Here is a 20562-nt window from a genome sequence, read left to right as displayed (position 1 = left end):
AATACGCGAAACGGGGTTGTTCTATCTTTAAATTTAATTACGCAACAAAGCCGTGCTAACAAGGAACTTTAAATCTGGCTCACTTCAGATACAACACAACCGTAGCCAAGCTAGCCCTCTTAACATAAATATTTCAATTGGTTAACCTCAATGTAACTTATGATTCGAGTTTGCAATCGATTGGCAACATGTTTTGTTCGTGTGGTCTTATCGAAAAAACATGAGATTTTGTTGAGGATAAGGTTTGCTCACAATGGTTGAAGCTAATCGGCTTACTTGTTGTCGAGTATCTATTCGCTTTAAGGTTTTAGTGGTGATTAGGTCTTTCTATACGCGGCGGCTTTTTATTCGTGATGAAAATGTAATCCGTGAGGACTCGCTCGGCTTTAGAATCAATTAGAGCAAGGTTTTTGTCGTTGCCCATTTTCTTTGCATCACTCTAGTTCTTCATGCAATGCGATAGGGAGGGATTTACTGCCCGTGGTGTTCGTACTGGAACGTGTTCCAGCTTATTGTAATCATTGCCACCGAAATTACGAGCAGGGAAATAGGTGACTTCACAACTCTAATTCCAGACTCTTCACACAATTTCAGCATTAGGTAAGTGTCCTTTGGTAACGTAATGATGTATTGAGAGAACAGTTCTCTGCGGTCGAAGGACATAAGCTTCAATTTTTGTAAGTAGGCGTTTGAGTGTTTTTGGTAAATATCTTCGTGATGTTTGATATTTCATAGCTTCGCTTACCGCAAAGCCTCAATCGCGTTTTGTGCATTGGACGCTGGACGCACTAATCACATTATTGCTCGGTAAGCCTAGCTTGATAAGCAGTGCGCGTGTTGCACTTTGAATCACACTGCTGTCATCAATGATGAGATAGCGCGAACGGGCGAGTATATCCATATAGTAGCCTTCTGACGTATTGAGCCTTGCCGCTTTATTATACCAATCGTAGTAAATAACTAATCAGTCTAGCTGGTTAAAACGCTCGATAACTGCGTTAGAATTTTTGATTGTAGAATAACTACTTACCAAAAAATCTGCCTTGTTCTCGAACCTTTTTCCTGCGCTATTTCTGATCATTTACTTACTGTGATTGGTATTCTCTATGAATTAGCGGCTTATTTATTAAACACTTAAGTGTAGAGGTGAATTTAATGAATAGCCACAAGTTGCACATCAATGCGTACGGAATAATGTATAGGGAGTGATATTGGTTCAGAAGGTTAGCGTGTTTCTAAAGTTAGAAATAAAAGGGGCAAGATACTATATACAAAAAAGACCGCACGAGGCGGTCTTTATAAAAGTTAGCGTAGGACTCTTTAACTACAGAACCTAATTACAGAACCATGGCTGCAATCCAACCGAATACGATCAGTGGGATGTTGTAGTGTAGGAACGTCGGTACTACGGTTTCCCATACGTGCTCGTGTTGACCATCAGCATTAAGACCCGATGTTGGACCTAAGGTTGAGTCAGAAGCTGGAGAGCCAGCATCACCAAGCGCTGCCGCTGTACCTACTAGAGCGATCGTTGCCATAGGTGAGAAACCAAATGCTGCTGCTAGTGGAACGTAGATAGTTGCAAGGATTGGAATCGTAGAGAACGAAGAACCAATACCCATAGTTACCAATAGACCAACAATTAGCATAAGCAGTGCCGCTAGAGGCTTGTTGTCACCGATGCTGGTTGAAAGCGCTTCAACCAAAGATTCAACGCCACCAGTTTGCTTCATTACCGCTGCAAAACCTGCCGCTGCAATCATGATGAAACCGATCATTGCCATCATGTGAACGCCCTTAGTGAAGACATCGTGTGTCTCTTTCCAAGCGATTACACCACCGAAGGTGAATACCATGAAACCAGCCAAAGCACCGATGATCATAGAACCTGTCGATAGTTGAACCGTTAGTGCAGCAACAATACCCGCAGCAGCCACTAGGATGTGCTTCTTGTTGATCTCTTTCACTTCGGTTGAAACAACCGTGTGAGAGGTTTCTTTGTATTGGCGAGGCTTACGGTAAGTAAAGAATACTGCCGTAAGAAGACCAAAGATCATACCAGCTGCCGGTAACAACATCGCCATTGGTACTTGGCTTGCTACTACGTTTTCAAGACCGTTGTCGTGAAGGTTTTTAAGCAGGATGTTGTTTAGGAAGATGCCACCAAAACCGATAGGTAGAACCATATACGGAGTAATCAGGCCAAAAGTAAGTACACACGCAACCAGACGACGGTCTAGGTTCATTTTTGCGAATACGCCTAATAGAGGTGGGATTAAAATTGGGATGAAGGCGATATGCACAGGAATCACGTTTTGCGAAGACATGGTCACTAAGATCAAAGACGCAAGGATGCCATATTTTAGACCATTAGATGCCGCACTGTTCTCTTTGCCGTGAATGCGCTTAATGACGCTTTGAGCAAGTAGATCTGTGATACCAGAACGAGAGATAGCAACAGCAAAGGTGCCAAGCATTGCGTAGCTAAGTGCGATAGTTGCACCGCCACCTAATCCACTTTCGAACGCTGCTACAGCATCGTTCACGCTCATACCAGAGGCTACGCCACCGATAATTGCGCTGAACGTGAGAGCCACGACAACGTTTACGCGCATCAAAGCTAAAACAAGCATGATGCAAACTGAAATTACAACAGGATTCATATTATTCTCGGGATGTTGTGTTTTTTATGAAGGCAATACGAGTGAACGTTTACCGACTCTATTTTTTATTCTTCGTCAACAAGAGGCCAACCACCAAGGGCTTTCCATTTGTTTACTATGCCGCAAAATAACTCTGTGGTTTTTTGCGTATCATACAAAGCAGAGTGTGCTTCTTTGTTGTCAAATTCCATCCCCGCAGTGCGGCAAGCTTTAGCCAAAACGGTTTGACCGTAGGCAAGACCACTAAGGGCTGCAGTGTCAAAAGTTGCAAATGGATGGAAAGGGACGCGTTTAAGCTTACAACGCTCACTTGCTGCATTAACGAAGTTTAAATCGAACGTAGCATTGTGAGCGACCATGATTGCGCGACTGCAATCTGAAGCTTTTTGTTCTTTTCTCACCAGCTTGTAGATTTCTTTAAGGGCTTCTTGTTCCGACACAGCACCACGTAATGGGCTAAATGGGTCTTTAATTCCGTTAAAGTCTAATGCTGCCTGCTCTATATTTGCGCCTTCAAAAGGCTCAATGTGAAAATGAAGCGTTGATGCAGGGTGCAGATCTCCGTTCTCATCCATTCTTAGTGTAATGGCACAGATTTCTAATAATGCATCGGTTTCAGCGTTAAACCCTGCGGTTTCCACGTCGATGACCACTGGGAAATAGCCACGAAAGCGTTTTTTAAGGGTCAGAGCTTCGTTTTCTACAGTCATGTTAGCCCAAATATGTGTGATTAAGGCAGCATTATTGCAGATAATAGCAGTGATAAAAACTAGGGAAGGGCAATAAATCATAAATTAGCCGACCTATTTCGGCTTGATAATTGCATATTCAAACGTGATGGAAAAATGCGGCAATTGGCTGCATTGTTAAACGAATTGCTTAAGAGATACTCCACTTTATGAAGAAACAACTCATAACAGGTTCAATGCTATTTTCGCTACTTATGTCGTCATCGGTATTGGCACAAGAAAAGCGTTACGGAGCATCTCCTCTACAGTCGACGTGGGAGATGGTGGCTAACACGCCACTAGAATGTCGCTTGGTTCACCCTATCCCCAACTTTGGTGATGCTGAGTTTTCATCTCGCGCGAGTAAAAAAATCATTTTGGATTTTGAGCTTAAAATGCGTCGCCCAATGGGGGCGACACGCAATGTAAGCTTGATCTCTATGCCGCCAGCTTGGCGTCCGGGCGAAAGTGCTGACCGCATGACGACCATTAAGTTCTTCCAACAATTTGATGGCTATGTTGGTGGTCAAACCGCTTGGGGTATTTTGAGTGAGTTGGAGAAAGGGCGTTACCCGACATTCAGCTATCAAGAGTGGCAGAGCCGAGATCAGCGAATCGAAGTTGCACTATCATCGGTATTATTCCAAGAGAAGTACAATGTGTTCAGTGACTGTATCGCCAACTTATTGCCTTACAGCTTCGAAGATATCTCTTTTACTATCTTGCACTACGATCGTAACAGCGATCAGTTGAATAAGTCTTCACGTAAGAGACTCAGCCAAATTGCCGACTATGTTCGCTATAACCAAGACATCGACCTTGTGCTGGTGGCTACATACACCGATTCCGTCGATAGCAAAGGTATTAGCCAGAATCTTTCAGAGCGCAGAGCGGAATCATTAAGAGAGTACTTTAAATCTCTAGGCTTGCCAGAAGACCGCATTCAAGTACAAGGTTATGGTAAGCGTCGTCCAATTGCTGACAACAACTCGCCAATTGGTAAAGACAAAAACCGACGTGTTGTTATCTCTTTAGGTCGCACACAGGTGTAATCTGAACAATAGCTCGTTTTGAAATGACAAAGCCCGTCTTCACTGATGACGGGCTTTTTTATATTTTAAATTTGAGTCGTTGTTTAAACGTAATTTGTTTAGTTCAAGCGGAAGCGGGCGATCATTTCACAGTTGGTCGCGGTATCGATCTTTTCCACCATAGAAGCAATTTTAGGGTTGGGATGGCGTTTCATGAAATCGATAAGGGCTTTCTTACAGCAACCAATTGAGTCAATGAAGCTTGAACATTGCGTATTGGGACATTGCGGGATCAGTGTCAGTACTTTTTCTGAAGCCAATTGGAGATACTTGAGTTCATATTCAGTATCGCCGGCCCATCGCCAAAACTGAGCGAGGTTGTGACAAGAAATCACAGAGATAAGTAAGCGCTCGTCCGCTTGGATATCGGTACGTTCAGTAATTTTTTCGCTTAAACTCAATGCTTGCTGATAGTGAAGAATACTTTGTACAGGATCGTCGAGCTGCAATGCCGTATCGGCAAGTAACGTGTGTTTTTCCCATTCGCTAATCATTGTGTTACCTCACTAATCAATAGGGGACTTAATTTAAATGATAATTATTATCATGTAAAGTTTCATCAGTGAGAATGTTGTAATAATTAGTAAAGAATATCGATTATTAATAGAGCTACAAAAAAAGCGAGCTTTATGCTCGCTTATAGTGTTTATTCCATAGCCAAATATTGCAGAGGCTACGAAGGGTTAACCTTCTAGACCAGCACTTGCTTGTTTGTTCTGAATAAGCTCAATCATGTAGCCGTCAGGATCTTTAACGAATGCGATGTGAGTAGAGCCGCCTTTTACAGGGCCCGCTTCACGTGTCACATTACCGCCTGCTGCTTTAATCGCGTCACACGTTGTGTAGATGTCATCAACTCCGATAGCAACGTGACCAAAAGCTGAGCCAAGGTCATATTCAGTCGTGCCCCAGTTGTAAGTCAGCTCAATCACAGCGCCTTGAGATTCGTCACCAAAGCCAACGAAAGCCAGTGTGTATTCGTACTCTTTATTCTCGTTCTTACGTAACAGCTGCATGCCCATTACATTGGTGTAGAACTCGATAGACTTGTCTAGATCACCAACGCGTAGCATGGTGTGTAAAATACGGCCGTTTGACATGATTTGCTCCTAGCTTTAATTATGTATACGTTTTTGTAATTCTGTTTTATGCCGCTAGAAAAATGCGGCATTGTTTAGCTTCTTAGCTTCTTAGCTTCTTAGCTTCTTAGCTTCATTCGCTTAGAGCTAGCCTAGACGTCGGTTTTTTCCTTGAACTCACACAAGTCTTCAATGATACAGCTGCCACAGCGTGGTTTACGCGCCACACAGGTGTAACGTCCATGAAGAATGAGCCAATGGTGGACATCCAGTTTGAATTCTTTTGGGATGACTTTAAGTAGCTTTGCTTCGACATCGTCGACGGTTTTACCCATCGCTAGCTTAGTGCGGTTTGATACACGATAGATGTGAGTATCAACGGCAATCGTTGGCCAACCGAAGGCGGTATTCAACACTACGTTTGCAGTTTTGCGGCCAACGCCTGGAAGGGCCTCTAATGCAGCGCGATCTTCCGGTACTTCACCATTATGTAGGTCAAGCAGCATGCGACACGTTTTGATGGTGTTTTCTGCTTTTGAGTTAAACAGGCCGATGGTTTTGATGTACTCTTTTAGGCCATCGACACCTAGGTCGAAAGTAGCCTGTGGAGTATTAGCCACAGGATAAAGCTTATCAGTGGCTTTGTTGACGCTGACATCGGTTGCCTGCGCAGATAAGAGCACAGCGATCAGCAACTCGAAAGGGCTGTTCCAGTTAAGCTCGGTTTCTGGATTTGGATTGTTTTCTCTCAAACGCTCAAGTATTTCTACTCGTTTTACATTGTTCATAGCGACATTACTTTCAAATAGTTAGGGCTTGAGTTCCGGCGAAGTTCTTTCAAACTTACTCGTTTTAAAATAACAAGTTCCGCAATGGTTCAGGCTTTATCATCGGTTACGCGCTCTTATGAGCGTCATTATTATGTGTGCTTGGTCAATCTATTTACCTGCTGAGCGGTTGGGCTACTCAGCAGGATTTAAGCTACTGTAACTTATCAGGCATTGGTAACGCGAGCGCGTTCAATAGTTGGTTTTTCTTGTTTTGGCTGTCTAGATTTAGCTTGGTTGTCGATGATGTTTTTCAAAGCAATCAAGAAACCAACACCAATAAAGGCGCCGGGTGGTAGCAGGGCTAACAAGAAGCTGTTATCAAATTGGAATATCTGGATTCGTAACACCGAAGCCCAATCACCAAGGAGTAGGTCTGCGCCATCAAATAGAGTTCCGTTACCAATAACCTCGCGCATCGCACCCAATACAACCAGTACCGATGTCATGCCAAGACCCATCCAGAAACCATCTTGAGCAGCAGGTAAAACTTCGTTTTTAGACGCGAAGGCTTCCGCTCGGCCAATGATGATACAGTTGGTTACGATCAGTGGGATAAAGATACCCAAAGAGAGGTAAAGGCCATACGCGTAAGCGTTCATCAGAAGTTGAACACAGGTTACTAGTGAAGCAATGATCATCACGAACACTGGAATACGCACTTCTTTTGGCACATGGTTTCGAACCAAAGATACAGACACGTTCGAGCCGACTAGTACAAGCAAGGTAGCGATACCTAATCCAAGAGCGTTAGTCACAGTCGAAGAGACAGCCAACAGCGGACATAAGCCAAGGAGTTGCACTAGGGCAGGGTTATTGGCCCACATGCCATTTTTAATTAGTGTTTTATGGTCACTCATTATTCACCACCACAATTTAGAGGTTGAGCAAGCAATGCTTGGTTGTTTTGATTAACGTATTGCACCGCTTGTTTCACTGACTTAACGACAGCTCTTGGCGTAATGGTTGCGCCAGTGAACTGGTCAAAGTCACCACCATCTTTACGAACCTTCCAACGATCAAGATTAGAATCCGTCACTTGCTTACCAGCAAATGAGAGAATCCAATCACTCACACGAAGATCAATTTTATCACCCAAACCTGGAGTCTCTTGGTGAGAAAGCACGCGAGTACCTAAAATCGAACCGTCAATCTTAATCCCAACAATGACCTTAATCGCGCCGTTGTAGCCATCTGGTGCAATCGCTTCGATCGCAATCGCACTTGGCTCACCATTGAGTTTAGCAATGTAAGCTGGCATCGCTTGTTCAGTTCCTAGCTCTTCTGCTTGAACCAGAGTACAGGCTGAAAACAGTTCATTATCGTGCAGATCGTGCGGGATCACTTGGTTAAGCACAGACAGTAATTGAGCCTGTTCTTGCTGCTTAATCTGATCTTTGGTCAGGTAGTGAGTTACCGCGACCAAACCTGTAGAAGCACACGCAAAAATCGCGAGTACAAGGCCGTTTTTCTTAATTGCATTTAGCATGGTATCCGCTCCTTAGTGGCCATATGTACGAGGTTTGGTGTAGTAGTCAATCAGTGGAACACACATGTTGGCTAACAATACAGCAAACGCCACGCCATCAGGGAAGCCACCCCAACTGCGGATAATAAAGACTAACCCGCCAATCAGGGCACCAAATACCAAGCGACCTTTCACTGTCGTCGAGGCTGAAACCGGATCGGTTGCAATGAAGAATGCACCAAGCATGGTTGCCCCAGACAGTAGATGAATGGTCGGTGATGCGGTTTCACCGGGAGTGAACATCAAGAACACTAGGCTAAATAGGGTTAAACTGGCCAGAAATGCCACTGGGATATGCCATTGAATCACGCGTTGTTTGATGAGCACCAAGCCACCGACTAAGTAAGCAAGGTTAACCCATTCCCAACCCAAGCCTGCTAACCAACTGAATTGTGGTTGAGACAGAGCTTCAGAAGCCGTGTTACCTGCCGTTAGTGCGGTTTTGAAGGCATCGAGTGGCGTCGCCATAGTGGTGCCATCAATACCAAGGCGTGCTTGTTGTAAAGACAAGCCTTCATTATTGAAACCAGTAAAGATCATCAAGAAGGAGTCAACAAAGCTCGTAGCTTCAGCAGTTAAACTGGTCGGCGCATTCCAGCTGGTCATTTGAACTGGGAATGAGATCAGCAAAACAACGTAAGCCACCATCGCGGGATTAAATGGGTTTTGCCCAAGGCCGCCATAAAGGTGTTTTGCGATGATGATAGCGAAGAACATACCTATCACTAGAATCCACCACGGAGAGTGTGGGGGAATAGCGACACTGAGTAGCCAAGCGGTGACAACAGCACTGTAATCACGTAGCGCCATCACTGGTGGGCGCTTTCTTAGCAGCATGATTGCCGCTTCAAAGGTAACCGCAAGTGCGATAGCAAATACTAACTGGATGAGCGTACCCCATCCGAAGAAGTAGGTTTGAGCTAGTAGACCTGGCAATGCACAAATAGCGACCCATTTCATCAGATCTGGGGTGCTTCTACGACTGTGTGCGTGCGGTGAGCTGGCGATAAAGAAGGCCACTACTCTTTCTCCTCATTATTCTTTTTATCTAGCTCTTGCTGCGCCTTTCTTGCTTTAGCACGAGCAATTGCGGCAGCAACCGCTGCTTTCTTGGGATCGACTGGTTCTTGTTGAGTTTCAGTCTTTAATTCAACTACAGGTTCAACCACAGATTCAGGTGTTTCTGCTGACTCTTCCTGTTTCGCTTGTTGTGCCTTTCTTGCTTTAGCGCGAGCTATTGCCGCGGCAACAGCAGCTTTCTTATGATCGACTGACTCTTGTGGATCCTCAGTTTCAGGAGTTTCAGTTGTCTCTTCTTGCTTAGCTTGTTGAGCTTTCTTCGCTTTAGCACGAGCGATAGCTGCAGCAACCGCGTCTTTCTTAGCATCGCCAGTACTTTCAACCGGAGCTTCAGAAGCTGATTCTGTTTGTTGTGCTTTCTTCGCTTTAGCGCGAGCAATGGCCGCAGCGACAGCATCTTTCTTAGCATCGCCAGAACTTTTAACCGGAGCTTCGCTTGCTGTTGGAGTAGAAGATTCCGCTTGTTGAGCCTTCTTGGCTTTAGCGCGAGCAATAGCCGCAGCGACAGCATCTTTCTTGGCATCGCCAGTGCTTTTAGCTGGAGCTTCACTTTCGGTTTGAGCAGCTGATTCTGCTTGTTGTGCTTTCTTGGCTTTAGCGCGAGCGATAGCTGCAGCGACAGCATCTTTCTTAGCGTCGCCAGTACTTTCAGCCGGAGCCTCACTTGCGGTTTGAGTAGCTGATTCTGCTTGTTGAGCTTTCTTTGCTTTAGCACGAGCGATAGCTGCAGCAACAGCATCTTTCTTAGCGTCGCCAGTACTTTCAGCTGGAGCTTCACTTTCGGTTTGAGTAGCTGATTCCGCTTGTTGAGCTTTCTTGGCTTTAGCGCGAGCAATGGCCGCAGCGACAGCATCTTTCTTAGCGTCGCCAGTACTTGCAACTGGAGCCTCGCTTTCTGTTTGAGTAGAAGATTCCACTTGTAGAGCCTTCTTGGCTTTAGCGCGAGCAATAGCTGCAGCGACGGCATCTTTTTTGCCATCACCAGAGCTTTCAGCAGGAGCATCAGTTGCTGCTTGTTGTGCCTTGCGCTCTCGAGCTTGTCGTTTACGTTCTTCACGCAGTTTCGACATTTCAGAATTGTCTGGTTCAGCGCTATCCGCTTTCTGAGCCGCAGCTTGTTTTGCTTTTGCCTTGGCAATCGCAGCAGCAACCGCAGGTTTCACCGCTGGTTCCGCAACAGGAGCTTGGCCTGCCGCGGCTTTTTGTGCCTTAACACGCGCAATCGCCGCAGCAATTGCATCGTCACCGTCGGCTGATTTCATGTCTTTACGACGGTTGTCAGCTGCTTTCTTAAAGCGGTTTTCACGTTCTGCTTTGTCGCGCTCCATACGAGCGTTTTTCTCTTCGAAACGAATCTTGGCGCGCTCTGCTGCAGCGGCTTCATCTTTTCGAGTTTTGATCTCAGCTTTTGCTTGGCGGTAGTACTGAACAAGAGGAATTTCACTTGGGCAGACAAATGCACAAGCTCCGCATTCAATACAGTCTTTAATATTCAGTTCTTCACACTTATCCAACTCGTTGGCTTTCGCATGCCATTGCAGTTGTTGAGGAAGAAGTGATGCGGGGCAAGCCTCGGCACACGCGCTACAACGAATACATTCCATCTCGTAAGTGCTTGGAGAGATCTCACGACGCGTTGGCGCTAAAATACAGTTCGACGTTTTAGTGATTGGCACATTGGCATGTGGCAAGGTGAAGCCCATCATAGGGCCACCCAAAATCAAACGCGGCAGCTTTTTATCGGCTTTGTAGCCAAACTCTTCAAGTAACTCATGTACTGGTGTGCCTAATAGCGCCCAAACGTTACGAGGTTGCTTGAAGGTTTTACCGGTTAAAGTCACCACGCGGTTAACCACAGGTTCACCGTCGATTACTGCTCTCTTAATTGAATAAAGAGAGCCGACGTTTTGAACTAAAACACCTATGTCTGCAGGAATGCCGCCAGCTGGAACCTCTTTATTGGTGAGGATCTTTATGAGCTGTTTCTCACCACCCGAAGGGTATTTGGTTGGGATAACACGAATGACGATATCTTTGTCTTTCGCTGCAATCTCAAGTGCTTTTATTGCGTCTGGTTTGTTGTCTTCAATACCGATCACGGTCAGTTTTGGTTGAAGGATGTGTTCAACCACTTCGATGCCTTTTAATACTTCATCTGCATGTTCTTGAAGCAATTTGTCATCTGAGGTGATGTAAGGCTCACATTCCGCAGCATTGACGATCAAAATGTCAGTACGACCAAGGCCTGACTGAAGCTTTTTCGCGGTAGGGAAGCCTGCGCCGCCCATGCCTGAGATACCAGCTTGGCGAATTACATCAAGCAGTTCGTCTGAGGTCTTTGTTGAAAAGTCTTCAACTGGATGTTTTTCGATCCAAGTGTCTAAGCCGTCAGGTTTAATGACCACACTGAGCTCGCTCAAACCCGAAGGGTGAGCGGTAGTTCTTGATTCGATAGCAGTAATCACGCCCGATGTTGGTGCATGTACCGGCAATGTAAAACCTGTATCCAAGGCTGTCAGTTGTTGGCCTTTTAGCACAGTGTCACCCGCAGCAACCAATAAGTTACCTGGCTTACCGATGTGCTGTTTCACTGGAAGAACGATTTCTTCTGGGAGCCTTGCATGCACGATATCAGTAGTATTCGACTGTTTCTTGTTTTCAGCAGGGTGCACACCGCCCGGGAAGTTCCAAATAGAGCCCGTGCGAATTTGTTCAATTAAAGAGATCATACTAACCCTATGCTTTAGGCTCTGACGCGGTCGCATCAGTTGCTTGGTTAGTGATATCAGTAACAGGAATGATGTTCATCTGCCATTTCCAATTTTCAGTCGTTGTTGCCACTGGAATCATTTCGATACAGTCAGTAGGGCACGGTGCGACACATAGATCACAACCTGTACATTCATCTTTGATTACTGTGTGAAGTGCCTTGGTGCCACCAACAATGGCGTCGACAGGGCAGGCTTGAATGCATTTGGTACAGCCAATACACATATCTTCATGAATGAAGGCAACGGTTTTTACTTTGTTATCTAAGTCATGAGCGGAGTCTTCAACTTCTACGCCCATTAAGTCTGCGAGCTTCTCAATGGTTGCTTGGCCGCCTGGAGGACACTTGTTGATCTTGTCTCCGTTCGCGATCGCCTCTGCGTATGGGCGACAACCAGGGTAGCCACACTGACCACATTGAGTTTGCGGTAAAATGGTATCGATTTGATCGACGATCGGATCGGCTTCTACTTTAAAGCGAATAGAAGCAAAGCCTAAGATAGCGCCAAAAATTGCGGCTAAAACGGCGAGTGCAATGATTGCAATTAAGATGGTACTCATGCTTACTTCACCAACCCAGTAAAGCCCATAAATGCCAGAGACATTAGACCTGCTGTGATCATCGCAATCGACGCGCCTTTGAATGGCATTGGAACATCAGCAACCGCAATACGTTCACGCATCGCAGCAAATAGGATCAATACAAGAGAGAAACCCACCGCTGCGCCGAAACCATAGATGATCGACTGAATGAAGTTGTGGTTTTCATTGATGTTCAGAAGTGCCACACCTAATACCGCACAGTTGGTGGTGATAAGAGGCAGAAAGATACCCAATAGGCGATAAAGGGTAGGGCTAGTTTTGTGAACGACCATTTCCGTAAATTGAACAACCACCGCAATAACCAAGATGAAACTCATGGTACGCAGGTATTCAATACCCAGAGGGGTAAGGATGTAGGTTTCTACTAGGTATGCAGATACCGACGCTAACGTTAGAACGAAAGTCGTCGCGAGGCCCATGCCAATAGCAGTCTCCAACTTCTTGGAGACGCCCATAAATGGACATAGCCCTAAAAACTTCACTAGCACAAAGTTATTGACTAGCACTGTGCCAACCAACAACAAAAGGTATTCGGTCATAATGGATTAATTCTTGAGATTCCGATCCCGATATTATCCTGTTTTGCTCACCTAATAACAACCAAGGATCACTAGGGATTTAGACACTTGGTGAAAAAAACATCAGGTAATCGATTGATTACCAAAGCTGCAGTAAGTATAGACATAGATTTTGACGGTGTGAGCGTGCAGCGGTATATCACAATGATCTTTGTCTGATCATTTGAGTACTCAGTGATTTCACTTTTGTCTTCGGCCAAAAGGTCGAAATTGGTTGAAGTAAATAGCGAACTTTTGAGTCAATTGATTGTTGCTAACTCAAGGCTGTTGCTCGGTTGCTTAGAGGGCTTTTAGGAAAGTGAGTACGTTAAAACGCAAAAAGCCGCATCGAGTGATGCGGCTTCTTTAAATTTGGCCCCCTTGTCGAGACTTAAACGCGGGCGGGTAGCACGGTCCGACGATTCGGGTGTGATATTAACTTGGAACAAGTTAGTCGCAGTTATATACGAAAAAAGCCCAATCTTTCGATTGAGCTTTTTTCTGAATTTGGCTCCCCTTGCAAGACTTGAACTTGCGACATACGGATTAACAGTCCGCCGTTCTACCAACTGAACTAAAGGGGAATTGCTTGTTAGCGACGCGAATTCTAATAAGACTCCTATTTTCTGTCAATAAAAAATAACAGAAAAAAATAAGATAAAAAACTTTACTTTCTTGAACGCCTTATCAGATTTAGCTTTGCTTTAGTTATCCACCAAAATTGTGGATAAGTATGTGCGTGAAACTTTAACAACAATAATTGGGATAAATCTGAAAATGTTAAAATCTGCGGTAACGTGATGTATTTAAAAGTTTTATATCGAAACATTACGATTGTATAACTTTTTAAGATTATAAAATAAACAGTAAAACAAGTGCTATTTTAAGATTTTTTGGGGAAAAGTAGTGGATTAAAAATCGAGTAATTTAGCTGAAGAGATCTTGCAGGGGCACGGATAATACCAAGTTCCAAAAATAAAAGCTATAACTGATATCTAATCTTAAGATGCATTTCTCTAGATAATAGTTGCAACGACACTCCTCCTAGAGTGACAATGACCTGATTAAATAAACAGTATGGAAATGGCGACCTATGAGTAAACTCTTTGACTTGGTATCGGACTACAGTCCGTCCGGTGACCAGCCGACGGCAATTACCAAATTATTAGATGGACTAGATTCTGGTTTGGCGCATCAAACTCTATTAGGGGTAACGGGCTCTGGTAAAACCTTTACCCTGGCTAACGTCATTTCCCAATCACAAAGACCTGCCATTCTGTTAGCACCGAATAAGACGTTGGCTGCTCAACTTTATGGTGAGATGAAATCCTTCTTTCCAAATAATGCCGTTGAGTACTTCGTATCTTACTACGATTACTACCAGCCTGAAGCGTATGTACCAACCACGGATACGTTCATTGAGAAAGATGCGTCGGTGAATGCTCATATCGAGCAGATGAGACTTTCGGCGACCAAGGCCTTATTAGAGCGAAAAGACGCCATCATTGTGGCTTCTGTATCGGCTATCTATGGTCTTGGTGATCCTAAATCGTATTTGAAAATGATGCTTCACTTGAGTCGTGGTGAGGTCATGGATCAGCGTGATATTTTGCGCCGTTTGGCGGAGCTACAATATTCAAGAAACGACGTCGCATTTGAACGAGGTCAATTTCGCGTGCGTGGTGAAGTGATTGATATCTTCCCGGCTGAATCTGACCAAGATGCCGTGCGAATTGAAATGTTCGATGATGAAGTGGATTGCATCAGTATCTTTGACCCACTAACTGGTGCGGTTAAGCAAAGAGACCTGCCTCGCTTTACGGTTTATCCAAAAACGCACTATGTCACTCCACGAGAGAAAATCCTTGAAGCGATTGAGAAGATTAAGGATGAGTTGCGAGATAGAGCTCAATATTTAAAAGACAATAATAAGCTTCTAGAAGAACAGCGTATCTCTCAAAGAACTCAGTTTGATATCGAGATGATGACCGAGCTGGGCTTCTGTTCTGGTATCGAAAACTATTCACGATACTTGAGTGGCCGTGCTGAAGGGGAAGCGCCTCCGACGTTATTTGATTACTTGCCTGATGATGGTCTGTTGATTATCGATGAGTCACACGTGACCGTGCCGCAAATTGGCGCCATGTATAAAGGTGACCGTTCGCGTAAGGAAACTCTAGTTGAGTTTGGTTTCCGTCTGCCTTCGGCATTGGATAACCGTCCAATGAAGTTTGAAGAATTTGAGTCTATAGCCCCGCAAACGATTTTTGTGTCGGCCACGCCAGGCAATTACGAAATCGAGAAATCAGATGGTGAGATTGCTGATCAAGTGGTGCGTCCTACTGGTTTGTTAGACCCAATTATCGAAGTAAGGCCTGTCGCGACTCAGGTTGATGACCTATTGTCTGAAATCAGAATACGTTCAGTGAAAGAAGAGCGTGTACTTGTCACGACGCTAACTAAGCGAATGGCAGAGGACTTAACTGAATACCTGAGTGAGCATGGCGTTAAAGTTCGTTACTTGCACTCTGATATCGATACCGTTGAACGCGTAGAAATTATCAGAGACCTACGTTTGGGCGAGTTTGACGTGTTAGTGGGCATTAACTTACTTCGAGAAGGTTTGGATATGCCGGAAGTATCGCTGGTGGCGATTCTTGATGCTGATAAAGAGGGCTTCTTACGTTCTGAGCGTTCTTTGATACAGACCATTGGCCGTGCAGCTCGTAATTTGGAAGGTCGAGCAATTCTATATGGTGACTCGATTACTAAGTCAATGAGAAAGGCGATTGATGAAACCGACCGCCGTAGAGAGAAACAGCAGGCCTATAACGAAGAGCAAGGTATTACGCCGCAAGCGCTTAAACGTAATATCAAAGACATTATGGAACTGGGTGATCTAACCAAGTCGAAACAACAGCGACAATCTAAGCAAGTTCCACTATCTAAGGTGGCAGAACCTTCTGAAAACTATGCAGTGCTGACGCCACAACAGCTCGATAAAGAGATCAGTAAACTGGAAGCGGCGATGTATCAGCATGCTCAGAACTTGGAATTTGAATTGGCGGCACAGAAGCGTGATGAAATTGAACAATTGAGAAAGCAGTTTATTTCTAATAGCTAACCTTACTTCTTACTTAAGGCGTTTATACCCATATAATAAGAATTGAGAGTGCTTCAGACAAAAAACAGCCAGTAGGAAACGTTCTACTGGCTTACGTTTGTGGACACTCTGTCCACTAACAACGTCAGTTGGCTAGGTGACCCGAAGGTCACTTAGATAACTGCATCGTTCGTGCCAAATAGATAACACATTGATTGTTTGAAGCAAGCAAACGAACACAGTATAAATAGTGTGGTTAATTTGCATAATGCAAAGCGGAATGCGATTATAATAAGAAATGCAAATTATAAATGGCTAGGATATGCAATCAAAAACGTTAGATAACAAATCGAAGTATTTGTTAATGGTAGAAGATACCGCGTCGGTAGCAGCGTTATATCGATCGTATCTTACACCGCTCGAAATTGATATTAACATTGTAGGTACTGGCCGCGATGCAATCGAGAGTTTGAACCATCGAATCCCAGACCTCATTTTATTAGATCTACGCCTGCCCGATATGACGGGTATGGATGTACTGTTTGCTGTAAAACAAAAATATCCGGAAGTTCCCGTTATCTTCATGACTGCTCACGGCTCTATTGATACCGCAGTAGAAGCCATGCGACATGGTTCCCAAGATTTCCTTATCAAGCCGTGTGAAGCCGACCGACTTCGTATTACGGTGAACAACGCGATCCGCAAAGCCACTAAACTTAAAAATAGCTCGGAACATCCAGGAAATCAGAACTATCAAGGCTTTATTGGCAGTAGTCAAACCATGCAGCAGGTTTACCGAACGATCGATTCTGCCGCATCGAGCAAAGCCAGTATTTTCATCACAGGTGAAAGTGGTACGGGTAAAGAGGTATGTGCTGAAGCCATTCACGCTGCGAGTAAGCGTGGCGATAAGCCATTTATCGCAATTAACTGTGCAGCGATTCCTAAAGATTTGATTGAGAGTGAATTGTTTGGTCACGTTAAAGGGGCCTTTACTGGAGCAGCAACGGATCGACAAGGCGCAGCTGAACTTGCAGATGGTGGAACCCTGTTCCTCGATGAATTGTGCGAAATGGACTTAGAGCTGCAAACTAAGCTACTCCGCTTCATTCAAACTGGTACCTTTCAAAAAGTCGGCTCTTCGAAGATGAAGAGTGTGGATGTTCGTTTCGTATGTGCAACGAACCGCGACCCTTGGAAAGAAGTTCAAGAAGGTCGCTTTAGAGAAGATTTATACTACCGTTTATATGTGATTCCACTGCATTTGCCGCCATTGCGTGAGCGTGGTGAAGATGTCATCGAAATTGCATATTCATTGCTGGGTTATATGTCTGTCGAAGAAGGCAAGGCGTTCGTACGTTTTGCTGAAGAAGTACTCGATCGCTTTAATCAATATGAGTGGCCGGGGAACGTTCGTCAGTTACAAAATGTGTTGCGAAATGTAGTGGTACTGAATAATGGTAAAGAGATTACTCTCAATATGCTTCCACCGCCATTGAACCAACCAATTGAAAACAGTCTCCGTTTAAAAGAGAAGCAGAACGAAGACATCACGGTAAAAGATATTTTCCCATTGTGGATCACTGAGAAAACGGCTATCGAACAGGCCATCAAAGCGTGTGACGGTAACGTTCCTCGTGCGGCAGGTTTCTTGGATGTCAGTCCATCGACGATATACCGAAAATTGCAAACATGGAATGCGAAGCAGTAATCACCAAATAATAAGAAAAGAGCAATGATGATAATATTAAATCAGCAAAAAGTTGATGAGCTTGCCGGTGAAATAGGGCAAGAGAATGTCCCAGTGTTACTGGAAATATTTTTAGGTGAACTGAAGGGATACTACGAACATTTGGAGCTAAATAAAGAGTCAGACACATCTAAGTATTTAGCGGATATTAGCCATGCACTTAAGAGTAGTGCTGCGAGCTTTGGTGCGGACTCTTTGTGTAGTTTCGCGATTAGCCTAGACGCAAAAGTGAAACAAGCGCTGCCAATGACAGAGGTCGACTTTCAAGGTATGCAGGATATTTTGTTATCCACCTACCAAGAGTACCAGCAGTTAATGACAGAGCTTTAACGCGGTCAATTATCACTAAAGTGGTCAGTCATCAATGAACTTAAAAAGGAGCATCGTGCTCCTTTTTGTTTTTGTTTGGTAAGTAGATTCAGAAAACCGAGTTAAACCAACTGATCCCTAATTGCTTGTTGGAGTTTTAAACGGTCGTGTCGCCAATCTCGATTAGGAGAGGCAAGGTCAGTAGTCACGCAATTCCATAGCCCTTCAAGTTCCGGATGGGGCGCGTTACCCAAAACAATGTCGATCTTTCTTGTCTTGCAGGTACGTTCACACCACTCCAATTGCTCTTGTAGCGTCATTTTCCCTGCAGGTCCATGCTCTGGCGACAGGTTTTCAACGAAGATAACCTTGGCTTTAGTATTATCTGCGATCGCTTTACCAATCTCTGGCAGTAGAAGGGGCGGCATAACACTGGTTAGAAAACTTCCCGGACCAAGTACGATACAGTCTGCTTGTTCGACAGCTGCAACGGCTTCTCTGGTCGCAGGCACTTCTGGAGACAAGTCCATCATGCGCAGTTTTTCTGTCATGTCATCAACGTTGGTTTCGCCGGTTACCCAACGGCCGTCCATTGATAAAGCGGTGAGATCGGAAGGGTGTTCCGTCATTGGTACAATATTTACATCGACCTTAAGCATGTTACGAATCAGGTTGATTGCTTCCAATGGGCGAACAGAAAGGTTGTCTAGCGCAGTAAGCATCAGGTTTCCAAGGTTGTGACCATCGAGTTCACCTTGACCGCGAAATCGGTATTCGAACATCATCGAACTGATCGAAGGCTCGGTGATTAGCTGGTTGATACAGTTACGAGTATCACCCCAAGCGATGCCACCTTGGCAATCTCGAATACGCCCGGTTGATCCACCGTTATCTGTCGTTGCAACAATGCCTGTCGCATTGCTACCAAAGTCTTTTAATGCCGCAAGCATACGACCTAAGCCGTGACCACCACCAATTGCGACCACTTTTTTTGAAGAGTAAATATTCATTTTTTGTTCTTGTTAGATTATTACCAACTATAATTTAGGTTAAATGCTTCTCGTCAGATACTCAACAAGAGTTATTTTGAGGGTTTGATACGTTTTTTTTGCCGATGTGACTCGTTTTTTGTCATCAAAGCTAGATTCACGTACAAATATTAAGTATTTTATTACTCAGCTACTGCGCGTGTGAATATAAAGCGCAGTTGCCATAACTCCGAGCTCTCGCATGCTAAGTCGCACAGTGGTATTTGCTGTACCGATACGCATCAAGAGCCAGTGACATGTTGTCACAAGGGCTTAATTGGAAATGATTATGCCTCCCGTGTTTGGAAAGGTGTTCCGTGGCGCAACAATTCGAAGATAGATTCCATCGCAAGTTTTATTACTTGCGCTTGTCGGTTACAGACGTCTGTAACTTTAAATGTACTTACTGCTTGCCAGATGGTTATAAACCGTCAGGGCAAAAAAACTCGTCTTTTTTAAGTGTTCCTGAGATCAAACGCGTTGTTAAAGCGTTTGCTGATTGTGGTACCTCAAAGATCCGCATTACTGGCGGAGAGCCGAGTCTGCGTAAAGACTTTCCTGAAATCATACATACCGTTGCTTCTACTCCAGGCATCGAAAAAGTAGCTACCACAACGAATGGCTACCGCATGGAGAAACAAGTAGGGCAATGGCGTGATGCTGGTTTAACCCATATAAACGTGAGCGTGGATAGCTTAGATTCGCGCATGTTCCATCAGATCACTGGTGAGAATAAGTTTACTGAGGTTATGCGAGGTATTGATAAAGCGTTTGAGGTTGGCTTTGAACAAGTCAAAGTCAACGTAGTATTAATGAAAGACCTCAACAGTCAGGAATTACCAGCCTTCCTTAATTGGATCAAAGACAAACCTATTCAATTACGTTTTATCGAGCTGATGAAAACCGGCGAGATGGACGAGTTGTTCGATAAACACCATGTGTCTGGCGTTGCGATTCGCAACCAGCTTATTGCTAATGGTTGGCTGTTAAAAGTCAAAGCCGTTAATGATGGCCCTGCGCAAGTGTTTGTCCACCCAGACTACCAGGGTGAAATCGGTTTGATCATGCCTTACGAGAAAGACTTTTGTGAGAGTTGTAACCGACTGCGTGTTTCTGCGACCGGTAAACTTCACTTATGTCTGTTTGGCGACCATGGTGTTGAACTGAGAGATCTGATTCAAGAAGATCAACAAGAGCAAGAGCTCATTGATCGAATTCAGGCTCAGCTTCAAACCAAGTCCGTTAGCCACTTCTTACATGATGGCAACAGCGGCATGACTCCAAATTTGGCGTCAATCGGCGGTTAACCCGCTATATACTCTAAAGCATTTTATCGCTCAGCTTCTTTAATCTGGGCGAATCAGTCTAGGGCGTGTTGCTCTTTCGAGCTGATTTTTGCAGCGAGTTGCTGGGTATTTATACAAGGCAGAGGCTTTGATGTGTAGCT

Annotated in this window: 18 protein-coding genes, 1 tRNA gene and 1 riboswitch; of the genes, 5 read left to right on the top strand and 14 right to left on the bottom strand. The window is 44.5% G+C overall.

Annotated elements, in window-relative coordinates; translation table 11 throughout:
• Window positions 1-754 precede the first annotated feature (754 nt).
• From AB6D07_RS20675 to rnt, 3 genes are all read right to left on the bottom strand, one after another.
• Window positions 755-901, bottom strand: coding sequence for a hypothetical protein (locus AB6D07_RS20675; protein ID WP_241810828.1), 147 nt, complete (start codon window positions 899-901; stop codon window positions 755-757).
• Window positions 902-1337: 436 nt separating this feature from the next.
• Window positions 1338-2663: a Na+/H+ antiporter family protein gene (locus tag AB6D07_RS20670; RefSeq protein ID WP_012603527.1), complete on the bottom strand. Its 1326-nt coding sequence runs from the start codon at window positions 2661-2663 to the stop codon at window positions 1338-1340.
• Between the two features lie 65 nt (window positions 2664-2728).
• Window positions 2729-3373, bottom strand: a complete 645-nt coding sequence (gene rnt, locus AB6D07_RS20665) for a ribonuclease T (protein ID WP_029222960.1) — start codon at window positions 3371-3373, stop codon at window positions 2729-2731.
• Window positions 3374-3561: 188 nt separating this feature from the next.
• On the opposite strand from rnt, the gene motY reads away from it, so the two are divergent.
• Window positions 3562-4443 (top strand): flagellar protein MotY, encoded by an 882-nt coding sequence (gene motY / locus AB6D07_RS20660; RefSeq protein ID WP_012603529.1) that lies wholly within the window; start codon window positions 3562-3564, stop codon window positions 4441-4443.
• A 98-nt stretch (window positions 4444-4541) separates the two neighbouring features.
• On the opposite strand, the gene AB6D07_RS20655 is transcribed toward motY, so the two are convergent.
• From AB6D07_RS20655 to AB6D07_RS20610, 10 genes are all read right to left on the bottom strand, one after another.
• Window positions 4542-4976 carry a DUF2753 domain-containing protein gene (locus tag AB6D07_RS20655; RefSeq protein WP_012603530.1) on the bottom strand — a complete coding sequence of 145 codons (435 nt, stop codon included), beginning with the start codon at window positions 4974-4976 and terminating at the stop codon, window positions 4542-4544.
• A gap of 189 nt (window positions 4977-5165) precedes the next feature.
• Entirely contained in the window at window positions 5166-5582 is a 417-nt protein-coding gene (gene gloA, locus AB6D07_RS20650) for a lactoylglutathione lyase (RefSeq protein ID WP_004734046.1), read from the bottom strand.
• Between the two features lie 131 nt (window positions 5583-5713).
• Window positions 5714-6349 (bottom strand): endonuclease III, encoded by a 636-nt coding sequence (nth, locus tag AB6D07_RS20645; protein WP_017102722.1) that lies wholly within the window; start codon window positions 6347-6349, stop codon window positions 5714-5716.
• Between the two features lie 206 nt (window positions 6350-6555).
• On the bottom strand, window positions 6556-7248 hold the full coding sequence (locus AB6D07_RS20640; RefSeq protein WP_017102723.1) for an electron transport complex subunit E: 693 nt from the start codon (window positions 7246-7248) through the stop codon (window positions 6556-6558).
• A complete protein-coding gene (gene rsxG / locus AB6D07_RS20635) occupies window positions 7248-7877 on the bottom strand; it encodes an electron transport complex subunit RsxG (protein WP_017102724.1) in 630 nt (209 codons plus the stop codon). Before rsxG ends, AB6D07_RS20640 begins: the two co-directional genes overlap by 1 nt.
• Before the next feature lie 12 nt (window positions 7878-7889).
• Window positions 7890-8936 carry an electron transport complex subunit RsxD gene (rsxD, locus tag AB6D07_RS20630; RefSeq protein ID WP_372091649.1) on the bottom strand — a complete coding sequence of 349 codons (1047 nt, stop codon included), beginning with the start codon at window positions 8934-8936 and terminating at the stop codon, window positions 7890-7892.
• Entirely contained in the window at window positions 8936-11725 is a 2790-nt protein-coding gene (gene rsxC / locus AB6D07_RS20625) for an electron transport complex subunit RsxC (protein ID WP_372091650.1), read from the bottom strand. The genes rsxD and rsxC overlap by 1 nt, the downstream gene beginning before the upstream one ends.
• A gap of 7 nt (window positions 11726-11732) precedes the next feature.
• Window positions 11733-12326 (bottom strand): electron transport complex subunit RsxB, encoded by a 594-nt coding sequence (rsxB, locus tag AB6D07_RS20620; protein ID WP_017103577.1) that lies wholly within the window; start codon window positions 12324-12326, stop codon window positions 11733-11735.
• Window positions 12327-12328: 2 nt separating this feature from the next.
• The gene (gene rsxA / locus AB6D07_RS20615; protein WP_004734039.1) at window positions 12329-12907 is read right to left on the bottom strand and encodes an electron transport complex subunit RsxA; all 579 of its coding nucleotides are present in this window, start codon (window positions 12905-12907) and stop codon (window positions 12329-12331) included.
• Between the two features lie 526 nt (window positions 12908-13433).
• A tRNA-Asn gene (locus tag AB6D07_RS20610) sits at window positions 13434-13509 on the bottom strand.
• A gap of 509 nt (window positions 13510-14018) precedes the next feature.
• On the opposite strand from AB6D07_RS20610, the gene uvrB reads away from it, so the two are divergent.
• The 3 genes from uvrB (at window position 14019) to luxU (ending at window position 18108) form a co-directional block, all read left to right on the top strand.
• Window positions 14019-16049, top strand: a complete 2031-nt coding sequence (gene uvrB / locus AB6D07_RS20605; RefSeq protein ID WP_017103578.1) for an excinuclease ABC subunit UvrB — start codon at window positions 14019-14021, stop codon at window positions 16047-16049.
• A gap of 301 nt (window positions 16050-16350) precedes the next feature.
• Complete coding sequence (gene luxO, locus AB6D07_RS20600; protein WP_009848645.1) at window positions 16351-17739, top strand: quorum-sensing sigma-54 dependent transcriptional regulator LuxO; 1389 nt, start codon at window positions 16351-16353, stop codon at window positions 17737-17739.
• A 24-nt stretch (window positions 17740-17763) separates the two neighbouring features.
• The gene (gene luxU, locus AB6D07_RS20595) at window positions 17764-18108 is read left to right on the top strand and encodes a quorum-sensing phosphorelay protein LuxU (protein WP_009848644.1); all 345 of its coding nucleotides are present in this window, start codon (window positions 17764-17766) and stop codon (window positions 18106-18108) included.
• Between the two features lie 101 nt (window positions 18109-18209).
• Here luxU and AB6D07_RS20590 read toward each other — a convergent pair whose 3' ends face one another.
• Window positions 18210-19097: a YvcK family protein gene (locus AB6D07_RS20590; protein ID WP_017103579.1), complete on the bottom strand. Its 888-nt coding sequence runs from the start codon at window positions 19095-19097 to the stop codon at window positions 18210-18212.
• 194 nt (window positions 19098-19291) lie between these two features.
• Window positions 19292-19444, top strand: a riboswitch (molybdenum cofactor riboswitch).
• Between AB6D07_RS20590 and moaA the strand changes: the two genes are divergently transcribed.
• On the top strand, window positions 19433-20422 hold the full coding sequence (gene moaA, locus AB6D07_RS20585; protein ID WP_029223023.1) for a GTP 3',8-cyclase MoaA: 990 nt from the start codon (window positions 19433-19435) through the stop codon (window positions 20420-20422). Its footprint overlaps the riboswitch before it by 12 nt.
• The last annotated feature ends 140 nt before the right edge of the window (window positions 20423-20562 follow it).

It is taken from the genome of Vibrio sp. 10N.239.312.C11, from assembly GCF_041466065.1.
GTDB lineage: Bacteria > Pseudomonadota > Gammaproteobacteria > Enterobacterales > Vibrionaceae > Vibrio > Vibrio tasmaniensis_A.
Note: the sequence above shows the minus strand (reverse complement) of the source record. Positions and strands in the feature narration are given on the sequence as shown.

Bases quoted from the DNA above. Each gene is read 5' to 3' on its own strand.
- AB6D07_RS20675 (WP_241810828.1), bottom strand. From the start codon at position 901: ATGGATATACTCGCCCGTTCGCGCTATCTCATCATTGATGACAGCAGT.
- AB6D07_RS20670 (WP_012603527.1), bottom strand. From the start codon at position 2,663: ATGAATCCTGTTGTAATTTCAGTTTGCATCATGCTTGTTTTAGCTTTG.
- rnt (WP_029222960.1), bottom strand. From the start codon at position 3,373: ATGACTGTAGAAAACGAAGCTCTGACCCTTAAAAAACGCTTTCGTGGC.
- motY (WP_012603529.1), top strand. From the start codon at position 3,562: ATGAAGAAACAACTCATAACAGGTTCAATGCTATTTTCGCTACTTATG.
- AB6D07_RS20655 (WP_012603530.1), bottom strand. From the start codon at position 4,976: ATGATTAGCGAATGGGAAAAACACACGTTACTTGCCGATACGGCATTG.
- gloA (WP_004734046.1), bottom strand. From the start codon at position 5,582: ATGTCAAACGGCCGTATTTTACACACCATGCTACGCGTTGGTGATCTA.
- nth (WP_017102722.1), bottom strand. From the start codon at position 6,349: ATGAACAATGTAAAACGAGTAGAAATACTTGAGCGTTTGAGAGAAAAC.
- AB6D07_RS20640 (WP_017102723.1), bottom strand. From the start codon at position 7,248: ATGAGTGACCATAAAACACTAATTAAAAATGGCATGTGGGCCAATAAC.
- rsxG (WP_017102724.1), bottom strand. From the start codon at position 7,877: ATGCTAAATGCAATTAAGAAAAACGGCCTTGTACTCGCGATTTTTGCG.
- rsxC (WP_372091650.1), bottom strand. From the start codon at position 11,725: ATGATCTCTTTAATTGAACAAATTCGCACGGGCTCTATTTGGAACTTC.
- rsxB (WP_017103577.1), bottom strand. From the start codon at position 12,326: ATGAGTACCATCTTAATTGCAATCATTGCACTCGCCGTTTTAGCCGCA.
- rsxA (WP_004734039.1), bottom strand. From the start codon at position 12,907: ATGACCGAATACCTTTTGTTGTTGGTTGGCACAGTGCTAGTCAATAAC.
- uvrB (WP_017103578.1), top strand. From the start codon at position 14,019: ATGAGTAAACTCTTTGACTTGGTATCGGACTACAGTCCGTCCGGTGAC.
- luxO (WP_009848645.1), top strand. From the start codon at position 16,351: ATGCAATCAAAAACGTTAGATAACAAATCGAAGTATTTGTTAATGGTA.
- luxU (WP_009848644.1), top strand. From the start codon at position 17,764: ATGATGATAATATTAAATCAGCAAAAAGTTGATGAGCTTGCCGGTGAA.
- AB6D07_RS20590 (WP_017103579.1), bottom strand. From the start codon at position 19,097: ATGAATATTTACTCTTCAAAAAAAGTGGTCGCAATTGGTGGTGGTCAC.